The 18,151-nt window shown below is 71.8% G+C and carries 10 protein-coding genes, 1 tRNA gene and 1 pseudogene; 7 read left to right on the forward strand and 5 right to left on the reverse strand.

Annotation, left to right across the window (positions count from 1 at the left end):
- Nucleotides 1–115: 115 nt before the first annotated feature.
- Together htpX and FH609_RS12135 are read left to right on the forward strand one after the other, a co-directional pair.
- Nucleotides 116–976, forward strand: coding sequence for a zinc metalloprotease HtpX (gene htpX, locus FH609_RS12130; RefSeq protein WP_139667169.1), 861 nt, complete (start codon nt 116–118; stop codon nt 974–976).
- Nucleotides 977–991: 15 nt separating this feature from the next.
- On the forward strand, nt 992–1,363 hold the full coding sequence (locus FH609_RS12135) for a YccF domain-containing protein (protein ID WP_139667168.1): 372 nt from the start codon (nt 992–994) through the stop codon (nt 1,361–1,363).
- A 90-nt stretch (nt 1,364–1,453) separates the two neighbouring features.
- Here the strand turns inward: FH609_RS12135 and FH609_RS12140 are convergent, their stop codons facing one another.
- The 3 genes from FH609_RS12140 to FH609_RS12150 form a co-directional block, all read right to left on the reverse strand.
- A complete protein-coding gene (locus FH609_RS12140) occupies nt 1,454–2,134 on the reverse strand; it encodes a DedA family protein (RefSeq protein WP_139667167.1) in 681 nt (226 codons plus the stop codon).
- Between the two features lie 388 nt (nt 2,135–2,522).
- On the reverse strand, nt 2,523–3,629 hold the full coding sequence (locus tag FH609_RS12145; protein ID WP_139667166.1) for a magnesium and cobalt transport protein CorA: 1,107 nt from the start codon (nt 3,627–3,629) through the stop codon (nt 2,523–2,525).
- A gap of 82 nt (nt 3,630–3,711) precedes the next feature.
- Nucleotides 3,712–4,200, reverse strand: a complete 489-nt coding sequence (locus FH609_RS12150; RefSeq protein WP_122399403.1) for a YajQ family cyclic di-GMP-binding protein — start codon at nt 4,198–4,200, stop codon at nt 3,712–3,714.
- Between the two features lie 133 nt (nt 4,201–4,333).
- Here FH609_RS12150 and FH609_RS12155 point away from each other — a divergent pair.
- The 4 genes and pseudogenes from FH609_RS12155 to fxlM all read left to right on the forward strand — a co-directional run.
- Nucleotides 4,334–4,415: transfer RNA gene (locus FH609_RS12155), tRNA-Tyr, on the forward strand.
- Between the two features lie 298 nt (nt 4,416–4,713).
- Nucleotides 4,714–9,333, forward strand: a complete 4,620-nt coding sequence (locus FH609_RS12160) for a DUF6531 domain-containing protein (RefSeq protein WP_226961610.1) — start codon at nt 4,714–4,716, stop codon at nt 9,331–9,333.
- Nucleotides 9,330–9,857 (forward strand): SMI1/KNR4 family protein, encoded by a 528-nt coding sequence (locus FH609_RS12165; RefSeq protein WP_139667164.1) that lies wholly within the window; start codon nt 9,330–9,332, stop codon nt 9,855–9,857. The genes FH609_RS12160 and FH609_RS12165 overlap by 4 nt, the downstream gene beginning before the upstream one ends.
- A 139-nt stretch (nt 9,858–9,996) precedes the next feature.
- A pseudogene (gene fxlM / locus FH609_RS12170) lies at nt 9,997–11,271 on the forward strand (methyltransferase, FxLD system); the annotation flags it as partial.
- A 90-nt stretch (nt 11,272–11,361) separates the two neighbouring features.
- Here the strand turns inward: fxlM and FH609_RS12175 are convergent.
- Complete coding sequence (locus tag FH609_RS12175; protein WP_139667162.1) at nt 11,362–14,697, reverse strand: right-handed parallel beta-helix repeat-containing protein; 3,336 nt, start codon at nt 14,695–14,697, stop codon at nt 11,362–11,364.
- 175 nt (nt 14,698–14,872) lie between these two features.
- Nucleotides 14,873–17,101, reverse strand: coding sequence for an MMPL family transporter (locus FH609_RS12180; protein ID WP_139667161.1), 2,229 nt, complete (start codon nt 17,099–17,101; stop codon nt 14,873–14,875).
- A 305-nt stretch (nt 17,102–17,406) separates the two neighbouring features.
- On the opposite strand from FH609_RS12180, the gene FH609_RS12185 reads away from it, so the two are divergent.
- Nucleotides 17,407–18,141 (forward strand): TetR/AcrR family transcriptional regulator, encoded by a 735-nt coding sequence (locus FH609_RS12185; RefSeq protein ID WP_139667160.1) that lies wholly within the window; start codon nt 17,407–17,409, stop codon nt 18,139–18,141.
- Nucleotides 18,142–18,151 lie beyond the last annotated feature (10 nt).

Raw genomic sequence — 18,151 nt, forward strand, 5'->3', positions numbered from 1 at the left:
GGAACGCATCCCCTTCATGTGGCGTTGTGCACTTCGGGAGTGTCCACTGTGAGTGGAGAAGCCTCACCATCCGGGATGATCCGGGCACCCCCACGCGCGATCTGGAGGGCACACCGTGCACCGCCGGCACAACGGACTCAGGACGGCCGCACTGCTGGGCGGCATGTCCGCGCTGATCCTGGTCATCGGCAGCCTCTTCGGCCGCACCGGGCTGCTCATCGCCCTGGTGGTCGCGCTGGCCACCAACGGCTACGCCTACTGGAACAGCGACAAGCTCGCGTTGCGCTCCATGCGGGCCCGGCCGGTCGGGGAGTTCGAGGCCCCCGGCCTCTACCGGATGGTCCGCGAGCTGGCCGGGCAGGCCCGCCAGCCGATGCCCCGGCTCTACATCTCGCCGACCGAGGCGCCCAACGCCTTCGCCACCGGCCGGAACCCGCGCAACGCCGCCGTCTGCTGCACCGAGGGCATCCTGCGGCTGCTCGACGAGCGCGAGCTGCGCGGCGTGATCGGACACGAGCTGAGTCATGTCTACAACCGCGACATCCTGATCTCCTCGGTGGCCGGAGCGATGGCCTCCGTGATCATGTTCCTGGTGAACTTCGCCTGGTTCCTTCCGTTCGGCCGCGATGACGACGAGGGGCCCGGGCTGATGGGGATGCTGCTGGTCCTGCTGCTCGGCCCGATCGCCGCCTCGCTGATCCAGCTCGCGGTCAGCAGGTCCCGCGAGTACGAGGCGGACGCGGCCGGCGCCCGGCTCACCGGGGACCCGTTGGCCCTGGCCAGCGCGCTGCGCAAGCTGGAGGCCGGCACCCAGCGGCTGCCGCTGCGCCCCGAGCCGCAACTGGAGACGGCCAGTCACCTGATGATCGCCAATCCCTTCCGCAGGGGCGAGGGCATGGCCCGGATGTTCGCCACCCACCCGCCCATGGCCGAGCGCATTGCCCGGCTGGAAAGGATGGCGGGCGGCGGCCGTTGACGCCATGCTGTCTGGGTGCGAACCCTTCTGAACGTTGTCTGGCTCGTCTTTTCCGGTTTCTGGATGGCTTTGGGCTATGCCGTGGCGGGGGTGATCTGCTGCGCGCTGATCGTCACCATCCCGTTCGGTGTGGCCTGCTTCCGCATCGCCCGGTACGCCCTCTGGCCGTTCGGCTACCGGGTCACCGATCGGTACGACGCCGGGCTGGCCTCCGGCATCGCCAACGTGATCTGGGTGATCGTGGCCGGGATCTGGCTCGCCCTCGGCCATATCGCCGCCGGCATCGCCTTCTGTGTGACGGTGATCGGCATCCCGTTCGGCATCGCGCACTTCAAGCTGGTGCCGGTCTCGCTGCTGCCCCTGGGCCGGGAGATCGTCCCCGCCTGAGCCCGTCGCCCCACCCACGACAAGACCAGCGGCGGCCCGGGACATCGCCCCGGGCCGCCGCGCGTGGTGGTCGTCCGCGTTCCCTTCCGTTCAGCGCCGCCGGGCGGCCTCCTCGGCGCGCTCCCCGGCGGCCGCCTCCTCCTCGCGCGCCCCGTCGCCCCGCCTCGACGTCACATAGCGCTCCCGCAGATACCGGAAGCCCTCGTGCAGCAGCGTGATCCCCAGCGCCAGGCCAAGGCCCACCATCACCCCGCGCAGCGGCTGCTCCTCGAAGGCGTGCCCGCCTATGTAGCCGATCGCCGTCGAGTAGATCGCCCAGGAGATGGCGGCGATCGTGTCGTAGAGGGAGAACGAGCGCAGCGGATAGGCCGTGGCCCCCGTGGTCAGCGTCGCCGCCGTCCGGCCGCCCGGAATGTAGCGGGCGACCACCAGCACCAGGCCGCCGCGCTTCTCCAACATGCGGGCCACCCCGTCGTACGCCTTCCGCGTTCGGGAACCCGGCTTGAGCTTGGCGTAGATCCGGGCGCCGGACTTTCGCCCTATGTAGTAGGAGATGTGATCCCCGGTGAACGCGCCGAGCGCGGCGACCACGATGATCAGAACGACATTCGGCTCGCCGTTCGCTGCCGCGAACACCGCCAGGGTGATGACCAGCGTCTCGCTCGGCACCACGGGGAAGAATCCGTCCAGCGTCGCGATGGCGTAGAGCGCCAGATACACCCACGGGGTGGAGACGAAGTCTTCGACCGCCTGGAGGATCGCATCGTTCATGCTCGCAAGGCTAAGTAATGGAAGCCCTCGACGCTGCTGTTGATCGGTAACGGTCACGTCCGGTTTTGGTCCGGACATCCGCGGTGACGGTGCGGTCGGGCGCGGGGGCCGCCGGCCTGCGGCCCGGAACGGTCAGGGAACGGTCCTCATCCGGCCCTCACCCGGCCCTCGAACGGTCGGAAGGTGTGCGACATCACACCCCGAGCCACCGGTCACGGGCCCGCGCCCGACCGCGCACGGCCGGCCCGGCCCGCCGCCGGCCCCGGCCCACCCCGCCGTTCCCCCGCCCGCGCGCCGGGCCGGACGCGGCCGCTGCCCCGCGCCGCCCCTCCCGTTCCGCCGTTCGCCACAGCGAAGAACGGGCCGCGCCCCGGCGAACGGGACCGCACTACAACCAGCCGTTCCGCCGAAAGCCCCGGTGGATCAGCCAGCTCGCCGTGGCGATCACCGCCAGCACCAGCGGATAGCCGAACTTCCAGCGCAGCTCCGGCATGTGCTCGAAGTTCATGCCGTAGACCCCGCAGACCATCGTCGGCACCGCGATGATCGCCGCCCAGGCGGTGATCTTGCGCATGTCCTCGTTCTGGGTGGCCTGCACCTGCGCCAGATTGGCCTGGAGGATCGAGTCGATCAGCGCGTCGTAGCCGCCGACCTGGTCGGCGACCCGGGTCAGATGGTCGGCCACGTCGCGGAAGTAGCTGCGGATCTCCGGGTGCACCACGCCGATCGAGGTCTCCGACAGCTGCTGGAGCGGCCGGTCCAGCGGCGTCACCGCGCGCTTCAGCTCCAGCACCTCGCGCTTGAGCTGGTAGATCCGGCCAACCTGCGAGGCGTCGCCCCGGGTGTCGGCGAACACCGCCGACTCGATCTCGTCGATGTCGTCCCTGACATCCGCCGCCACGTCCAGATAGTGGTCGACCACCTGGTCGGCGATCGCGTGCAGCACCGCCGACGGGCCCTTGGCCAGCTGCCTCGGGCTCTGCTCCAGGCTGTGCCGCAGCGCGCCCAGCCCGCCGTGCGCGCCGTGGCGCACGGTGATCACGAAGTCGGAGCCGACGAAGACCATGATCTCGCCCGTCTCCACCACCTCGCTGGTCGAGGTGAGTTCGCCGTGGCTGACGTAGCGCACCGTCTTGAGCACCATGAAGAGGGTCTCGTCATAGCGTTCGAGCTTCGGCCGCTGGTGGGCGTGGACCGCGTCCTCGACGGCCAGCGGGTGCAGTCCGAACTGCTCGGCCACGCCCGCGAGTTCGGCCTCCGAGGGCTCGAAGAGGCCGATCCAGACGAACGTGCCACGGCCGCCGCGCCGCCGCGCCTGCCCGATCGCGGCGGCCGGGTCCTGCGGGCCGGGGCGGCGCACCCCGTCGCGGTAGACCGCGCAGTCCACGACGGCGTCCGACGCCGGCGCGGTGGCGCCGGTCCCCGGCGCGGGCTCCTCGGGACGCTGCCGCCACGCCAGCTCGAACGCGGCGCGGAGCGGTCGGATCACGCTCATCGCCGCCTCCCCCCACCGGCGGCGGCGTGCGCCGGACCGGCCGGTCGCCGTCCCCCCGGTCGCCGTCCCTCTGGTCGTCGGTTCACCGGTAGTTGACGAACTGCACCGCGAAGTCGAAGTCCGCCTCCTTGACCAGGCGCTGGACCTCCTGGAGGGCGTCCCTGCTCTTCGAGCTGACCCGCAGCTCGTCCCCCTGCACCTGGGCCTTCACGCCCTTGGGGCCCTCGTCCCTGATCAGCTTGGCGACCTTCTTCGCGTCCTCGGTGGAGATGCCCTCCTTGATGCTGGACACCAGGCGGTACTCCTTCCCCGAGGCCGTGGGCTCGCCGGCGTCCAGCGCCTTGAGCGAGATGCCGCGCTTGACGAGCTTGGACTGGAAGATGTCCAGGACGGCCTTCGTCCGCTCCTCGGCGTTGGCCCGAATCTCGATCAGCTCCCCCGACCAGGCGATCGAGGCCCCGACGCCACGGAAGTCGTAGCGCTGCGAGATCTCCTTGGCGGCCTGGTTGAGGGCGTTGTCGACCTCCTGCCGATCGACCTTGGAGACAATGTCGAAACTGGAGTCGGCCATGGTGGTGTTGGCTCCTCACACATCCGGGATCGGGCACGGTCGCCGACAGCCTAGCCACCAGCGCCCCCGTTCGACCCGGCCGAACCGAGTGGCGAACCACCCCTGCCGATCGGGTATGGTTTACCCGCAGCAAGGCGGTGTGCCCGAGCGGCCAAAGGGAGCAGACTGTAAATCTGCCGGCTCAGCCTTCCCAGGTTCGAATCCTGGCGCCGCCACAGTGCAGGAAGACCCCCCGACCAGCGACGATGCGCTGGCTGGGGGGTCTTTTCTGTGCGGCGGACCGTTCTGCGGACGGGCATCGACATGCTGCTGCCAGCCCACCCGGCCCCGGTGGCCCACGCGACGGCGCGACGGCCTCCTCGGCGGCATCGCATCGCGTCCCAACCCCTCTCTGCCGCTCACGCGCCCAGTCACTCGTTGAGCATTCCCATGCGCGTGAGGTAACTTCGCCAGCGGTCGAACATGTGTGGGGGTGGAGGCGTGAGTCGCCCATCTGACTGGTCTCCGGTGGACATGGACCGGGACCCGACACCGGGTGATCCGGACGAGGTTCGTGAACTCAGCGAGGAATTAAAGGAGTTCGCCGATGATGTCGGCGAGGCACTGGGGAAGATCCGTGGCCTCGCCTCCGAGCGCGCGGTGCTGGACTGGGCGGGGCTTTCGGCGGACGCGTTTCGCCGGGAGTTCGACGGCGTGCCGGACAACCTGACAAAGCTGGAGGACAGTTACTCCCTGTGCGCCCAGGCGCTCAACTCCTACTGGCCCAAGCTTCAGACCGCACAGGGGATGGCCGATCGCGCGTTGGACCGTGCGATCTCCGCGCAGGCCGACCTCGCGTCGGCCCAGTCCGCCCTCGGTGACGCCACCGACTGGCTCGGACGCGCCGGCGACGAGGCCGAGCGACTCCAGCGGGAAGGCGAGCGGGAGGACGTCGAACCACCGGACGAGAACGACGTTCGGGCGGCGGCACGGGACCGGCAGGCCGCCGAGGCGGCAGCCACCGCCGCCCAGGGCCGCGTCAACGACGCCGAGGAACGCCTTTCCGCCGCCCGTCAACTCGCCCTGGACGCCCAGGAGATGAGGGAGGAGGCCGCCCGGGTCTGCGCCCAGGGCATCGAGGAGGCGTCCGACGCCGGCATCCAGAACCGGCGGTGGTGGGAGAAGGCCATCGACTGGGTGACGGACAACTGGGACACGCTCGTCGACGCGTGCAAGCTGGTCGTCGCCGTGCTCGGCATCGTGGTGATGATCATCGGAGGGCCCCTCGCCTGGGTGGTGCTGGCCGCCGCGATCGTGGTCCTGGCCGACACGCTGATCAAGTACGCGCGAGGCGAAGCCGGCCTGCTCGATGTCGCGTTCGCGGCATTGGACTGCATTCCGGGGATGAAGGGCCTCACGACTCTCGGGGGTCTGGCGCGGGGTCTGCGGGGAGTGGCACGGGCAGGTCTGCGCGGAACAGCCCGCAATGTGCGCAATGCGGCGGTCCGTGGCCGGGACATGCTCGTCGACGGGTTCCAGTCCGCGTACGCGCGGCTGCGCTGCCTGATCCGTAGCGGTGGAACGGACCCGGTGGACCTGGCGACGGGGAAGATGTTCCTGCCGCAGACCGACGTCGCGCTCCCGGGGGTACTTCCCCTGCGGTTCACCCGGCGGGTGGAGTCCGGCTACCGGGCGGGCCGCTGGTTCGGGCCCTCCTGGTCGTCCACCTGCGACGAACGCCTGGAGGTAGACGATCAGGGCGTGGTCTACCTGTCCGAGGACGGCATGATCCTTGCCTATCCTCACCCCGGGGAACCGGGCGAGCCCACACGTCCGCTGCGTGGCCCGAGATGGGAGCTGGTCACGAGTGAGGGAGGCGGATACCGCCTGACCCAGACGACCGGCGGTGTCATCCGCCACTTCGCCGTTCCCAATGGCCGGGGCGTCGCCCCGCTCGTCAGAATCACGGACCGTCATGGGAACAGCATCGAATTCGACCGCGCACCCGACGGAACGCCCACCGCCATCCGGCACTCGGGCGGCTACCACCTCGGGATCGTCACCGATGCCGGGCGCATCACCGAACTACGCCTGGTCGGCGCCGGCGAGGTGGGCACCGATGTCACGATCAGACGCTACGGCTACGACGACGCGGGCAACCTGGCCGAGGTCGTCAACTCCAGTGGTCTCCCACTCCGGTTCACCTACGACGAGTGGTACCGGGTCACTTCCTGGACCGACACCAACGACCTGCGCTACGACTACCGGTACGACGAGCGGGGGCGCTGCGTGGCGGAGGGGGGTGATGTCGGCGACTTCGCGCTGGCCTTCGACTACGACGAGACGCTGGAGGAGTGGCCCGGCCACACGATCACCACCCTCACCGACGGACGCGGTGCGCGCACCCGCCACGTGGTCAACGAGCACTTCCAGATCGTGGCGGAGATCAGCCCACGTGGAGGCGTGACACGCACCGAGTACGACGCCGATCACCATCTGATCCGTCACACCGATCCGTTGGGGAATGTGACGCGCTTCGAGAACGACGCTCGTGGGCTTCCCGTGGCGGTTCACTACCCGGACGGGCGGAGTACTCGCTACGGCTACAACTCCTTCGGCCAACCCACCGAGATCCGTCGGCACGACGGCAGCCTGTGGCGACGGGAGTACGACGACCGGGGTAACCGGACGGCCATGATCGACGCCGCCGGTGTTGCCACTCGTTACGAGTACGACCACGCGGGAAGACTCGTCGCCGTCGAGGACGTGCACGGTCGGCGAACCACCATCGAACACAATCCTGCCGGGCTCCCCGTGCGCATCACCGATCCGCTGGGCGGTCGTGTCGTGCGCCGGTACGACGCCTTCGGCAGGGTGAGCGAGGTGGTTGACCCGCTCGGTGCGGTGACCAGAATGTGGTGGACCGTCGAGGGCCGGATCTCTCGTCTTCAACGACCGAACGGCGCCGAGGAGACGTGGAGTTACGACGGTGAGGGCAACTGCCTGGGCCATGTGGACGCCAACGGTGGCGTGACCCGATACGAGTACGGTCGGTTCGACCTGCTCCGGACGCGCGTCGAACCGGATGGGGCACGGTACGAGTTCGCTCACGATCCAGCCACCCTGCTGCTGACGAGGGTGACCAACCCTCAGGGCCTGGCCTGGGACTACGTCTACGACCTTGACGGACGCCTCGTCGCGGAGAGCGACTTCGACGACCGTCGGGTCACCTATCGGCGTGACACGGCCGGCCGGCTTGTCGGCCGGACCACGCCTCTGGGCGAGGAGATCGACTACGTTCACGACGAGGTGGGGCGCGTCCTGACCAAGGACGTTGCCGGCGTACGTACCACCTACGAGTACGACGCCGCCGGCATGATGGTGCGTGCCGCCACACCTGAATCGGAGATCCGTTGGTCTCGGGACGAGGTCGGCAGAGTCGTAGCCGAGGCTGTCGATGGCCGCACGCTTTCCTGTAGGTACGACGCCGCTGGCCGGCGCACCGAGCGGGTCACTCCCGGCGGCTCCGTCACGCTGCATGACTACGACCCTGCTGGGCGTCCCGCGACCCTCACGATCTCCGGGCACACCCTGACCTTCAGCCACGATGCAGCCGGACACGAGCTGTCCCGGCGGTTCGGTAACTCGGTCGATCTCACCCAGAGCTGGGAGCCGACCACAGGACGCCTGGCGCGGCAGGCCGTCCACGGCCCGCAGGGGCTGATGGCGGAACGTTCCTACACCTACCGCTCGGACGGCGTGCCGATCGGCATCGACGACCAGGGGCGCGGTCACCTGGACCTCGAACTCGACTCTGTCGGTCGTGTCGTCGAGGTCAGTGCTCAGGGCTGGCGAGAGACCTATGCCTACGACGAGGCCGGCAACCAGACGGCGGCCAGTTGGCCGGGCGGCGGCGCGGAAGACACCGTTCAGGGCGAGCGCCAGTACACCGGCACGAGGCTGACCCGGGCCGGAGCAGTCCATTACGAGTACGACGCCGCGGGTCGCGTGATTCTACGACGCAGGACCCGCCTCTCCCGCAAGCCGGATATCTGGCGCTACACCTGGGACGCCGAGGACCACCTGACCTCCGTTACGACCCCTGACGGCACCCTCTGGCGTTACACCTACGATCCGCTCGGTCGCCGGACGGCCAAGCTTCGCCTGGCCGCGGACGGTGAAACCGTCGTGGAGCGGACGCACTTCACCTGGGACGGAACCACCCTCACGGAGCAGCACGCCTCTGCGCCCAACACGCCGAACGTCGTCATCACCTGGGACCATCAGGGCCTGCGGCCGGTGGCACAGACCGAGCGACTGGTCGACGCGGCCACCCAGGAGGAGATCGACAGCCGTTTCTTCGCCATCGCCACCGACCTCATCGGCTCCCCCACCGAACTGGTCGACGAGACCGGCGACGTGGCCTGGCGGGCGCGAGCCACCCTGTGGGGCGTCACTTCCTGGAACAGGGACAGCACCGCCCACACCCCGCTACGGTTCCCCGGGCAGTACCACGACCAGGAAACCGGGCTGCACCATAACCACCACCGCTACTACGACCCCGAGACCGCCCGCTACATATCCCGCGACCTCCTCGGTCTCGGCCCGGCTCCCAATCCGGTCGCGTACGTCTCCAACCCCTGGGTCTGGATCGACCCCCTTGGCCTCGGTCCCTGCCACGGTGTTCTCGAACACGGCGGCAATGTCCACTATCTCCCCCTCGACGACTACGGGCGTGCGACGGGCGTCGACGCGGTACTCACCCGCAGCATGTTGGACACGGGCTCCCCGGCCAACGCCGCCATCCACCCGTCGGGCTGGAGCGGACATGGCACCCTGTACAACGAGGGGCGCGGCCATCTCCTGGCCGACCGACTCGGTGGAAACGGCGATCTGGAGGAGAACCTGGTGACACTGACCCAGGACCCCACCAACACCCCGATCATGCGCGACGAGATCGAGGCCCTGGTCTATGACGCGGTCGACGCCGGGCAGACCGTCCGCTACGAGGTACGTGCCCACTACCCGGGACCGGGCGACATCGCTCCCTCGGGGCTGAGTTTCCACGCTGTTGGGGATGGTGGATTCCGTCTCGACCGCTATCTGGAGAATCCTGCCGGCATGTTCGGATTCGGGGAGACGGGGCGGCTGTGAGCGACAGAGAAGAGCTTCTGCGTCTGGTGCCGCCACCGGAGGGCGTCAGCGTGCGAGTCGACTGGCCGGCCCTGGAGGAGGAGTTGGGGAGCCCGTTGCCGAGCGACTACAAGTGGCTGGTGGAACGGTACGGGCCGGGGTCCTTCGACAACTTTCTCCATGTTCTTCAGCCAACGTCACCTTTTCCTCCGATCCGTCTGGTCTCCTCAGCGGACCGGGCAGCGGAGATCCTCGACCAGCTGAGGGCGAACGAGGACATTCCCTTCCCCACCGAGGACCTGCTACCGGTCGCCAAGACGGACAACGGCGACACCCTGTACTGGGTCACTCGTCCCCCGAACGATCCGGATTCCTGGACCCTCACGGGAAACGCGGCCCGCAACAGGAAGTGGCCTCTCTTCGACGGCGGGATCGTGGCGTTCCTGGTGGCGACTCTGTCGGGTGCCCACAGGATGGAGATCCTCCCGAACGGCTTCCCGACGGACAGTCCGGTTTTCGTCCCGATTCCTGACAATTCCTCGTGAGATTCGGGCGCCTTCGCACGTGCTTCGAACGGAGGCTTCCCTCGCCCGTCGGCTGGCCGGTGCCCGCCCGTCCGAGGCGCGCCACGCGCTCCGCGCCATGATCGTCAGCGGGGGCCGGGGGCCGATAGCGTCGGGGGTGATGAACCACGACACCCTCGCCCCGCCGGCGGCCTCCGCCGCCGTGCTCCGTGACGCCCTCGTCGACCAGCTCACCACCGTCCGCACCCCCGCCGTCGAGGCCGCGATGCGGGCCGTTCCCCGGCACCTGTTCGTGCCCGGCGCGTCGCTCGCCGACGCGTATATCAACGCCCCGGTGCACATCAAGCACCAGGCCGACGGCACCTCGATCTCCTGCGCCTCCCAACCCAGCGTGGTCGCCCAGATGTTGGAGCAGCTCCAGGCGCGGCCCGCCGACCGGGTCCTGGAGCTGGGCGCCGGCAGCGGCTACAACGCGGCGCTGCTCGCCACCCTCGTCGGCGACGACGGGCATGTCACCACCGTCGAGATGGACGGCGACCTGGTGACCGGGGCCCGCGCCCATCTGGCGGCGGCCGGCATCAGGAACGTCGAGGTGGTGCCGGGCGACGGTGCGTTCGGCCACGCCTCGGGGGCGCCCTACGACCGGATCGTGGCCACCGTCGGCGCGCACGGCGTGCCGCGCGCCTGGCTCGACCAACTCGCGCCCGGCGGGCGCCTCCTCGTGCCGCTGCGGCTGGCGGGCAGCGTCTGCCGTTCCGTCGCCTTCGAACGGTCGGAGCGGTCGGAGCAGTCGGAGGGAGCGGGGGGTGCGGAGGGGCGGTGGCGTTCGGTGGGCAGCGCGATGAACACGTTCGTTCCGCTGCGCGGCGAGACCGCCGGCGACCCGCGTCGGGTCGTTCCGCTGACCGCCGACGGTTCGGTGCGGCTGCCGGTCGGCGCGGGCCAGCCCGTGGACGCCGAGGCGCTGTCCGACGTGCTGGCCGCGCCGCGCACCGTCGCCTGGACGGGCGTGTGCTACCGGGCGATGGAGTCGCCGGAGTGGATGGAGCTGTGGCTCGCCTGCGCGCTGCCGTCCGGCCTCAACCGGATGCTCTTCCCGCTCGCCGCCAAGGGCGGCCTCCTCGCCGATGACCCCTACCCCTCCTCCTCGGCGGCGTTCGACGGGGGCGCGCTCGCCTACCTCGCCCGACGGCTGTCGGAGCGGACGACGGAGGACGGCGGGAAGCTGTGGGAGTTCGGCGTCGTCGGCCACGGTCCCGGGGCTGAGAGCCTGGTCGACCGCGTGGTCGAGGCGATGCGGGCCTGGGACCGCGACTGGCGGGGCCGGGAGGCCGGCTTCGAGCTGCTACCCCTCGACGCGGCGGCGCCCGAGCCGGGGCCGGGGCGCTTCGTGCTGGACACGCCGCTCAACCGGATGGTCGTTGACTGGAGTTGACGCCGGGGAGGCCGGGTGGCCGGGTGGCGGAGCGTTCGCCGCCCGGCGGGGCGCCGGGCGCGGTCACGGGGGTCACGGGGGTCTGGGGGGTCACGCCCCCGGCGGGACGTCCTCGGGGAGGAGTTCCGCGAGGGCTGCGGCCGGGACCGGGTCGGCCGCGCGTTCGCGGGCGGCGATGCGGCGGGCCTGGGCGAGGCGCATCGTCTCCAGCAGCTTGCGGATCTCCCGCGCGTTGCCCCGCGCGAAGGTCCCGGCGTGCGCCTCGACATGCGCGCGGACGGCGGCGAGGGTCGTGGGCCCAAGCGTGAACCCCGCCTCGGCGGCGTGCCGGGTCAGGATGGTGACCAACTCGTCGTGGCCGTACGGCGGGAACTCCACGGTGTCGGAGAAGCGGGAGGCCAGCCCCGGGTTGGCCGCCAGGAACGCGCGCATCTCGGCGGTGTAGCCGGCGGCGATCACCACGACCTCGTCGCGGTGGTCCTCCATCAGCTTGACGAGGGTGTCGATCGCCTCCCTGCCGAAGTCCCACTCCTGGTCCGTGCGCGCCAGCGCGTACGCCTCGTCGAGGAACAGCACGCCGCCCCGCGCCCGTTCGAACGCCTCGTTGGTCCGCGCCTCCGTGTGCCCGACGTGCCGGCCCACCAGGTCGGCCCGGGAGACCTCCACCAGCTGGCCGCGCGCCAACAGCCCGGTAGCGGCAAGGAGTTGACCGTAGAGGCGGGCGACGGTGGTCTTGCCGGTGCCGGGCGGTCCCGAGAAGATCAGATGCCCGGCAAACGGTTCGCTGCTCAGGCCCTCCCGCCGGCGGCGCCGCTCGGTGGCCAGCAGGTCGAAGACGTCGCGCACCCGGTGCTTGACCCGCGCCAGCCCGACCATGCCGTCCAGCCGCTCCAGCAGCGCGTCCACCTGGGCGCCGTCGCCGTCCTCGCCGTGCCGCAGGCCCAGGCCACGGTCGAGGACGCCGTCGAGGTCGGCCGGCAGCAGCTCCGTCAACTCCTCGGCGGACGGCGCCGCCAGCTCGGCCAGCCGCAGCGCCTGCTGTTCCAGCGCCGCCTCGAAGATCCGTCGCGCCTCCCGCCCGTTGCCGAACCGCTCGGTGCGCCGCACCCCCCGGAAGTGGGCCAGCAGCGCCTCGCCGGTGGCCTCGGGGACCCGGAGGCCGTAGCGGTCGGCGGTGCGCCGGAAGATCTCGACCAGTTCGGTGGGGCCGTAGTCGGGGAACTCGATCGTCCGGGAGACGCGGGAGCGCAGGCCCGGGTTGGCGTCGAGGAACGTGCGCATCTCGGCCGAGTAGCCGGCGAACACCACGACCACCTCGTCGCGGTGGTCCTCCATCAGCTTGACCAGCGCGTCGATGGCCTCCTGCCCGAAGTCCGTGCCCACGCCGAACTGGCGGGAGAGGGCGTACGCCTCGTCGACGAACAGCACGCCGCCGCGCGCCCGTTGGAACGCCGCGCGGGTCTTCTGCGTGGTCTCGCCCAGCCCGACGCCGACCAGCTCCGCCCGGGAGACCTCCACGAAGTGGCCGGAGGAGACCGCGCCCAGCTCGGCGAGCAGCCTCCCGTAGAGCCGGGCGACGGTGGTCTTGCCGGTGCCGGGCGCGCCGGAGAACACCACGTGCCGGCCGATGGGCGGCCCCTCGGGCAGCCCGGCCCGCCGCCGCTGCTCGGCGATCCGCAGGAACGCCACCAGCTTGTGGATCTCCTGCTTGACCTCGGCCAGGCCGACCATCGCGTCCAGCTCGGCCAACAGCGCCCGCTCGTCGGCCCGTTGCCCGTCCCGCGCCTGCGGGCGCGCGGCGGGCGGCCGCGCGCCGGGCGCGGAGCCGGCGTGGGGCGGGGGCGTGGCGTCGGCCGCGTCCGCCGCCGGGGCGGTCGCGCCCGCCGGGGCGCCGTCCGGCCCCGGGGCCTGCTCCTCGTCCGGGTCCCAGTCCCAGTCCCGGTACCGGTCCCGGTCCGGGTCCGGGTCCTGCGCCGGGAGGTCCAGCACGTCCTCGGCGGCGTTGTCCCGCGAGGTGGTCCGCTCGACGGTCACCGTGGAGTTGACCGTGGCGGAGATCCCGGGGCCCCCGTTGTCGGTGATCACGCAGTCGAGCAGGGCGAGTTCGGTCCCGTCCAGGCAGGCGACGCCGCCCGCGCCGTTGCCGGTGAGCCGCGCGTCGGTGAGCGTCAGCGAGGAGCCGGCGTCGGCGACGAACGCGCCTTGGAGGCCGGCGTCGCCGACGGAGCCGCCGGTGAACGAGCAGCTTCCCGCCCGGAGCACGCCGAGCCCCGGGCCCTCGGTCGCACCGCGCAGCGCGCACTCGTCCAGCCGTGCGGACGAGGAGCCGGTCACGCCGACCGCCGCCTCGCGCGGTTCCGCGACGGACAGCCGGGTGGCGGTCAGCGTGGACTCCGCCTCCAGCAGCACCCCGTGGGCCCCGCCGCGCACCCGGGTGTCCCGCAGCGTCGCCTCGGCGCCGAACAGCGCGATCCCGTCGCCGCCGGGCCGGACGACGTCCGTGTGGGCGACGGTGACCCTCGCCCCGCCCTCCGCGACGATCCCGCACTCCTTCGACGCGGCCACGCAGCCGTTCTCCAGCGTCGCCGTCCCCTTCTCGGTGACATGGAACCCGGAGGGGCCCTGCGCCCGCTCCACCAGGACGCGCCGGGCGGTGAGTTGGCCGCCGGCCGTGGTCCAGACGCCGACGTTCCCCGCGTCGGAGACCGTGGTGTCCGCCATGACCACGACCGCCCGGTCCCGCACGATCACCCCGGCCTCGCCCGAGGCCCTGACCTGGGTGCCGAGGAGGGCGGCGGTGGCCCGGCCGTCGATCACCACGCCGGACGAGGCGGCCTCCTCGACCCGGCAGCGTTCGATCCGCGCGTCGGAGCCGTTGGTCACCCGGATTCCGATGGCGCCGGCCTGGCGGACCGTGACATCCGCGAGCGTGAAACGGCTGCCCCCGTAGAGGTCCAGGGCGTTGCCGGTGGTGTCGGCCACCGTGCACGACTCGACGACGCCCACCGCGTCGGAGCACGCGACGCCGCCGCCCGTGACTTGGCTGCGGCGCAGGAACAGCTGCGCCCCGCCGGCCGAGACGGCGGTGCCGGAGATGCTGGAGAGGACGCACTCCTCCACCGCCAGCTCCCCGCCCACGACCTCGACGGCCGGGGCCTGCTCGTGGAAGTTGCGCAGCGTCAACCGGCGCAGGGCCACCGAACCGCCGTTCTCCACCCGGACGTTGGGATCGCCGCCGCAGTCGATCGTCACGCTGCCCAGGGCGTCCCTGGCCTCGATGCGCACCTGGCCCCAGATGCGGCAGGCCGGCATCCGGTAGTACCCGGGCTCCACCACGATCAGCAGCGGCCCGGTGGCCGCGTTGAGTGCGTCCACCAGGTTCCGGAAGGCGCGGCGGGACGTCTGCGAGACGACCAGTGCGCGCACGGGCCCCTCCTGGCGGTCGGCGGTGACGGTCGGCGGTGACGGTTGCGGTGACGGGCGGCGGTCGGCGATGACGGTCGGCGACGCGGCGAGGGGTCAACTCGGCACGCTGACGGGACGGTTCGTCACCCCAGCGTAACGGCCCGCCGGGCGGCGCCCCCGGCGGGCCGCCGCGCCCTCAGACCCGGCCCGTCGCCTTCGGCGCCTCCGCTGCCGCCGCCGCCTCGGGGCCGCCCTCCCGCAGCCCGAACCTGCCGTGCAGTCCGCGCAGCGCGCGCGGCGCGTACCAGGCGTGGCGGCCGAGCAGCCGCATCGCGGCCGGCACCAACACGCCCCGGATCGCGACGGCGTCGACGAGGATCGCCAGGCCGGTGCCGATCCCGAACATCTGCATGAAGCTGATCCGCGACGTTCCGAACGCGAAGAAGCTGACCGCCAGCACCAGGGCCGCCGCGCTGACGATCCGCCCGGTGTGCCCGAGGCCGCCCACCACGGCGGAGCGGTTGTCCTCGCCCGCGTCGTGCAGCTCCTTGATGCGGCTGGTCACGAACACCTCGTAGTCCATCGACAGCCCGAACGCGACGCAGAACATCAGCACCACCATCGCGGTGTCCATCGGCTGCGCCGTGAAGCCGAACAGCCCGGCCAGGTTCCCCTCCTGGTACATCCAGGTCACGACGCCCAGTGCCGCGCCCAGGCTGAGCAGGTTGAGGAGCAGCGCCCGCAGCGGCTGGACCACGCTGCCGGTGAACAGAAACAGCAGCACGAAGGTGGTGAGGACGACCAGGGTCGCGGCGAGCGGGAGCCAGCCGCCGACGGCGGCGTTGGAGTCGACGAGTTCGGCGTCGACCCCGCCCACCAGCGGTTCGGTGTCGGCGGGCGGCGCCAGGGCGCGCGCCGCGTGGACCAGGCGCTGCGCCTCGTCGGACTTCGGCGTCAACGCGCTCACCACGGTGAGGCGTTGCGCCTCGGGCCGGCCAAGGCCCGGGCTGCCGGGGCCCGTTGGCGCCGAGCGGCCGTCCGCGTACGTTCCCGCGCCGGTCTCGACGCGCACCACGCCGTTCAGCGCGGACAGTTCGACCGCGTACGCCTCCAACGCGGCCGGCGGCACCGGCTCGTCGATGACGACACGCAGCGCGGTGTCGTCGTTGCCGGCGAAGTTCTCCTGGAGCGCGGCGGCGACCCGGCGGCTCTCGGCGTCCTCGGGCAGCACCCGTTCGTCGGCCGTGCCGAAGGCGATGCCCAGCAGCGGGCTCGCCGCCAGCAGCAGCACCGCCAGCACCGGCAGCGCGGTGCGCGCCGGCCGCCGCATCACGAGGCGCGCCAGCCGCCCCCAGCCGGAGGCGTCGACCGCCCGGGGCCTCCGGGCGGCGCGGGCCCACGGCAGGCGGCCGGCGTTGACCCGGTGCCCCAGGAGCACCAGCAGCGCGGGCAGCACCAGCAGGGTGCCGGCCGCCGCGACCGCGACGACGCCGATGCCAGCGTAGCCGAACGAGCGGAGGAAGTACTGCGGGAACACCAGCAGCGCGGCGAGCGCCGCAGCGACCGTCGCCGCCGAGAACGCGACCGTGCGCCCCGCCGTGCGCACCGTGTGCCGCACGGCGTCCGCCACGGATGCGCCGGCCGCGAGCTGCTCGCGGAACCGGCTCACCATCAACAGGGCGTAGTCGATGCCGAGTCCGAGCCCGAGCGCCGTGGTCAGGTTGGTCGCGAAGACGGAGACGTCGGTGACGCCGCCCAGCACGGACAGCGCGGCGAAGGTGCCGGCGATCGCCACAACGCCGACGACCAGCGGCAGCAACGCGGCGACCACCCCGCCGAAGACGAACAGCAGCAGCACCAGCGTCAGCGGAACGGCGATCGCCTCCGCCAGCAGCAGGTCGCGGCCCAGCTGCTCCGCCATGTCCCGGCCCACCGCGCCGCCCCCGCCGGCCTGGACGGTGAGGCCGCCCTCGCCGGCGTGGTCCGCCACGATCCCGCCGGTGATCTCCCGCAGGTTCTCCTCCCGTTCGGCGCCCTCGCCGCGCACATGCGCGAGGATCAGGGCCTGTTCGCCGTCCTCCGAGCGGAGCGCCGGGCCGCGGGTGTCCCAGTAGGAGACGACGTTCGCCAGGTTCGGCTCCTCGGCGAGGGCCGCGCTCAGCGCCCGGCCGGCCCGCTCGGCGGCCGGGCTGTCCAGGCCGCCGTCGGCCCCGACCAGCAGGACCAGGTTGGTCTCGCCGCCGAACCGCTCCTCGATGACCCGCCCCGCCCGGGAGGAGTCGGAGGACGGGTCGTCGAGGCCGCCCGTCACCAACTTCCCGAACGCGCCGGCACCCAGGGCGCCGAGCAGGGCCACGGCCAGGGTGGCGACGATCAGTACCAGCCGGGTGCGACGAATCGCCAACTCGGCTATGCGGTCAAACACGCGGGGTCTCCTTCTGCCTGAGGGGATCGGCGGCGATCCGAAGGGGATCAAAGGCGATCAGAAAGGGATGAGTTGACCGGGCCGTGGGCAGCGCGGGGCGGCCCCCGGGCTGCCCGCCCGGCGGAAGGAAGGGAGGGGTGTGTCGGAGCGCGCTCCGGGGCGCGCCAGGGCACGACGTTAACGGGGCGCAGGGAAGTTTGGCAGTGTGAGAATTTTCTGACGGACTGCCGTTCAGGGGTGTTCGGGCGGGGACGCGAACCGTAGGGTCGCCGCATGTCCGCATGTCCGCATGTCCGCATGTCCGCATGTCCGCAGAGTCCGCAGAGTCCGGGGAGCGGCGCGGGGCGTCCGTGCCCACGCTGCGCGAGCGGCGCCGGGCCGTCGCCAGCCGGGAGATACTCGACGCCGCCGAGCGGCACATCACCGAGCACGGGCCGGCCGCCCTCTCCCTGCGCGCCGTCGCGCGCGACCTCGGGATGACGGTGCAGGCGCTCTACCACTACTTCCCGAGCCGGGACGCCCTGGTCACCGAGCTGATCGCCAGGACCTACGACGACCTGGCCGACGCCGTGCGCACCGCCGTCGACACGGCGGCCGACGACCCGCCCCTGCCGGGCCTGGTCGTCGCGGCCGAGGGCTACCGCCGCTGGGCCGTCGCCCACCCCGAACGGTTCCAACTCCTCTACGGGACGCCGCTGCGGCACTATGCCGCGCCCGCCGACGGGCCGACGACGCGGGCCGTCCGGCGGATGAACGCGATCTTCGAGCGCGAGCTGTTCGCCGGGTTCCCGCCCGAGCGGCTGGCGGCGGCCGAGACGCCCGCGCTCTCGCCCGCGTTCGTCGGCCACCTGGCCGCCCTGAGCGAACTGCCGCCGCCCGCGACCGCGTTGCTGCTGAGCGCCTGGGGGCATATGCACGGGCTGGTGGTGCTGGAGGTGTTCGGGCACACCTCGTTCCTCGGCGACCACCGGGCCGAGGTCTTCCGGATGGCGATGCTGAACCTGCTCGACGACCTCCACGCCCGCATTCCCGCCGGCTGAGAGGCGTTCC

Source organism: Streptomyces sp. 3MP-14 (assembly GCF_006334905.2).
Classification (GTDB): Bacteria; Actinomycetota; Actinomycetes; order Streptomycetales; family Streptomycetaceae; genus Streptomyces; species Streptomyces triticirhizae.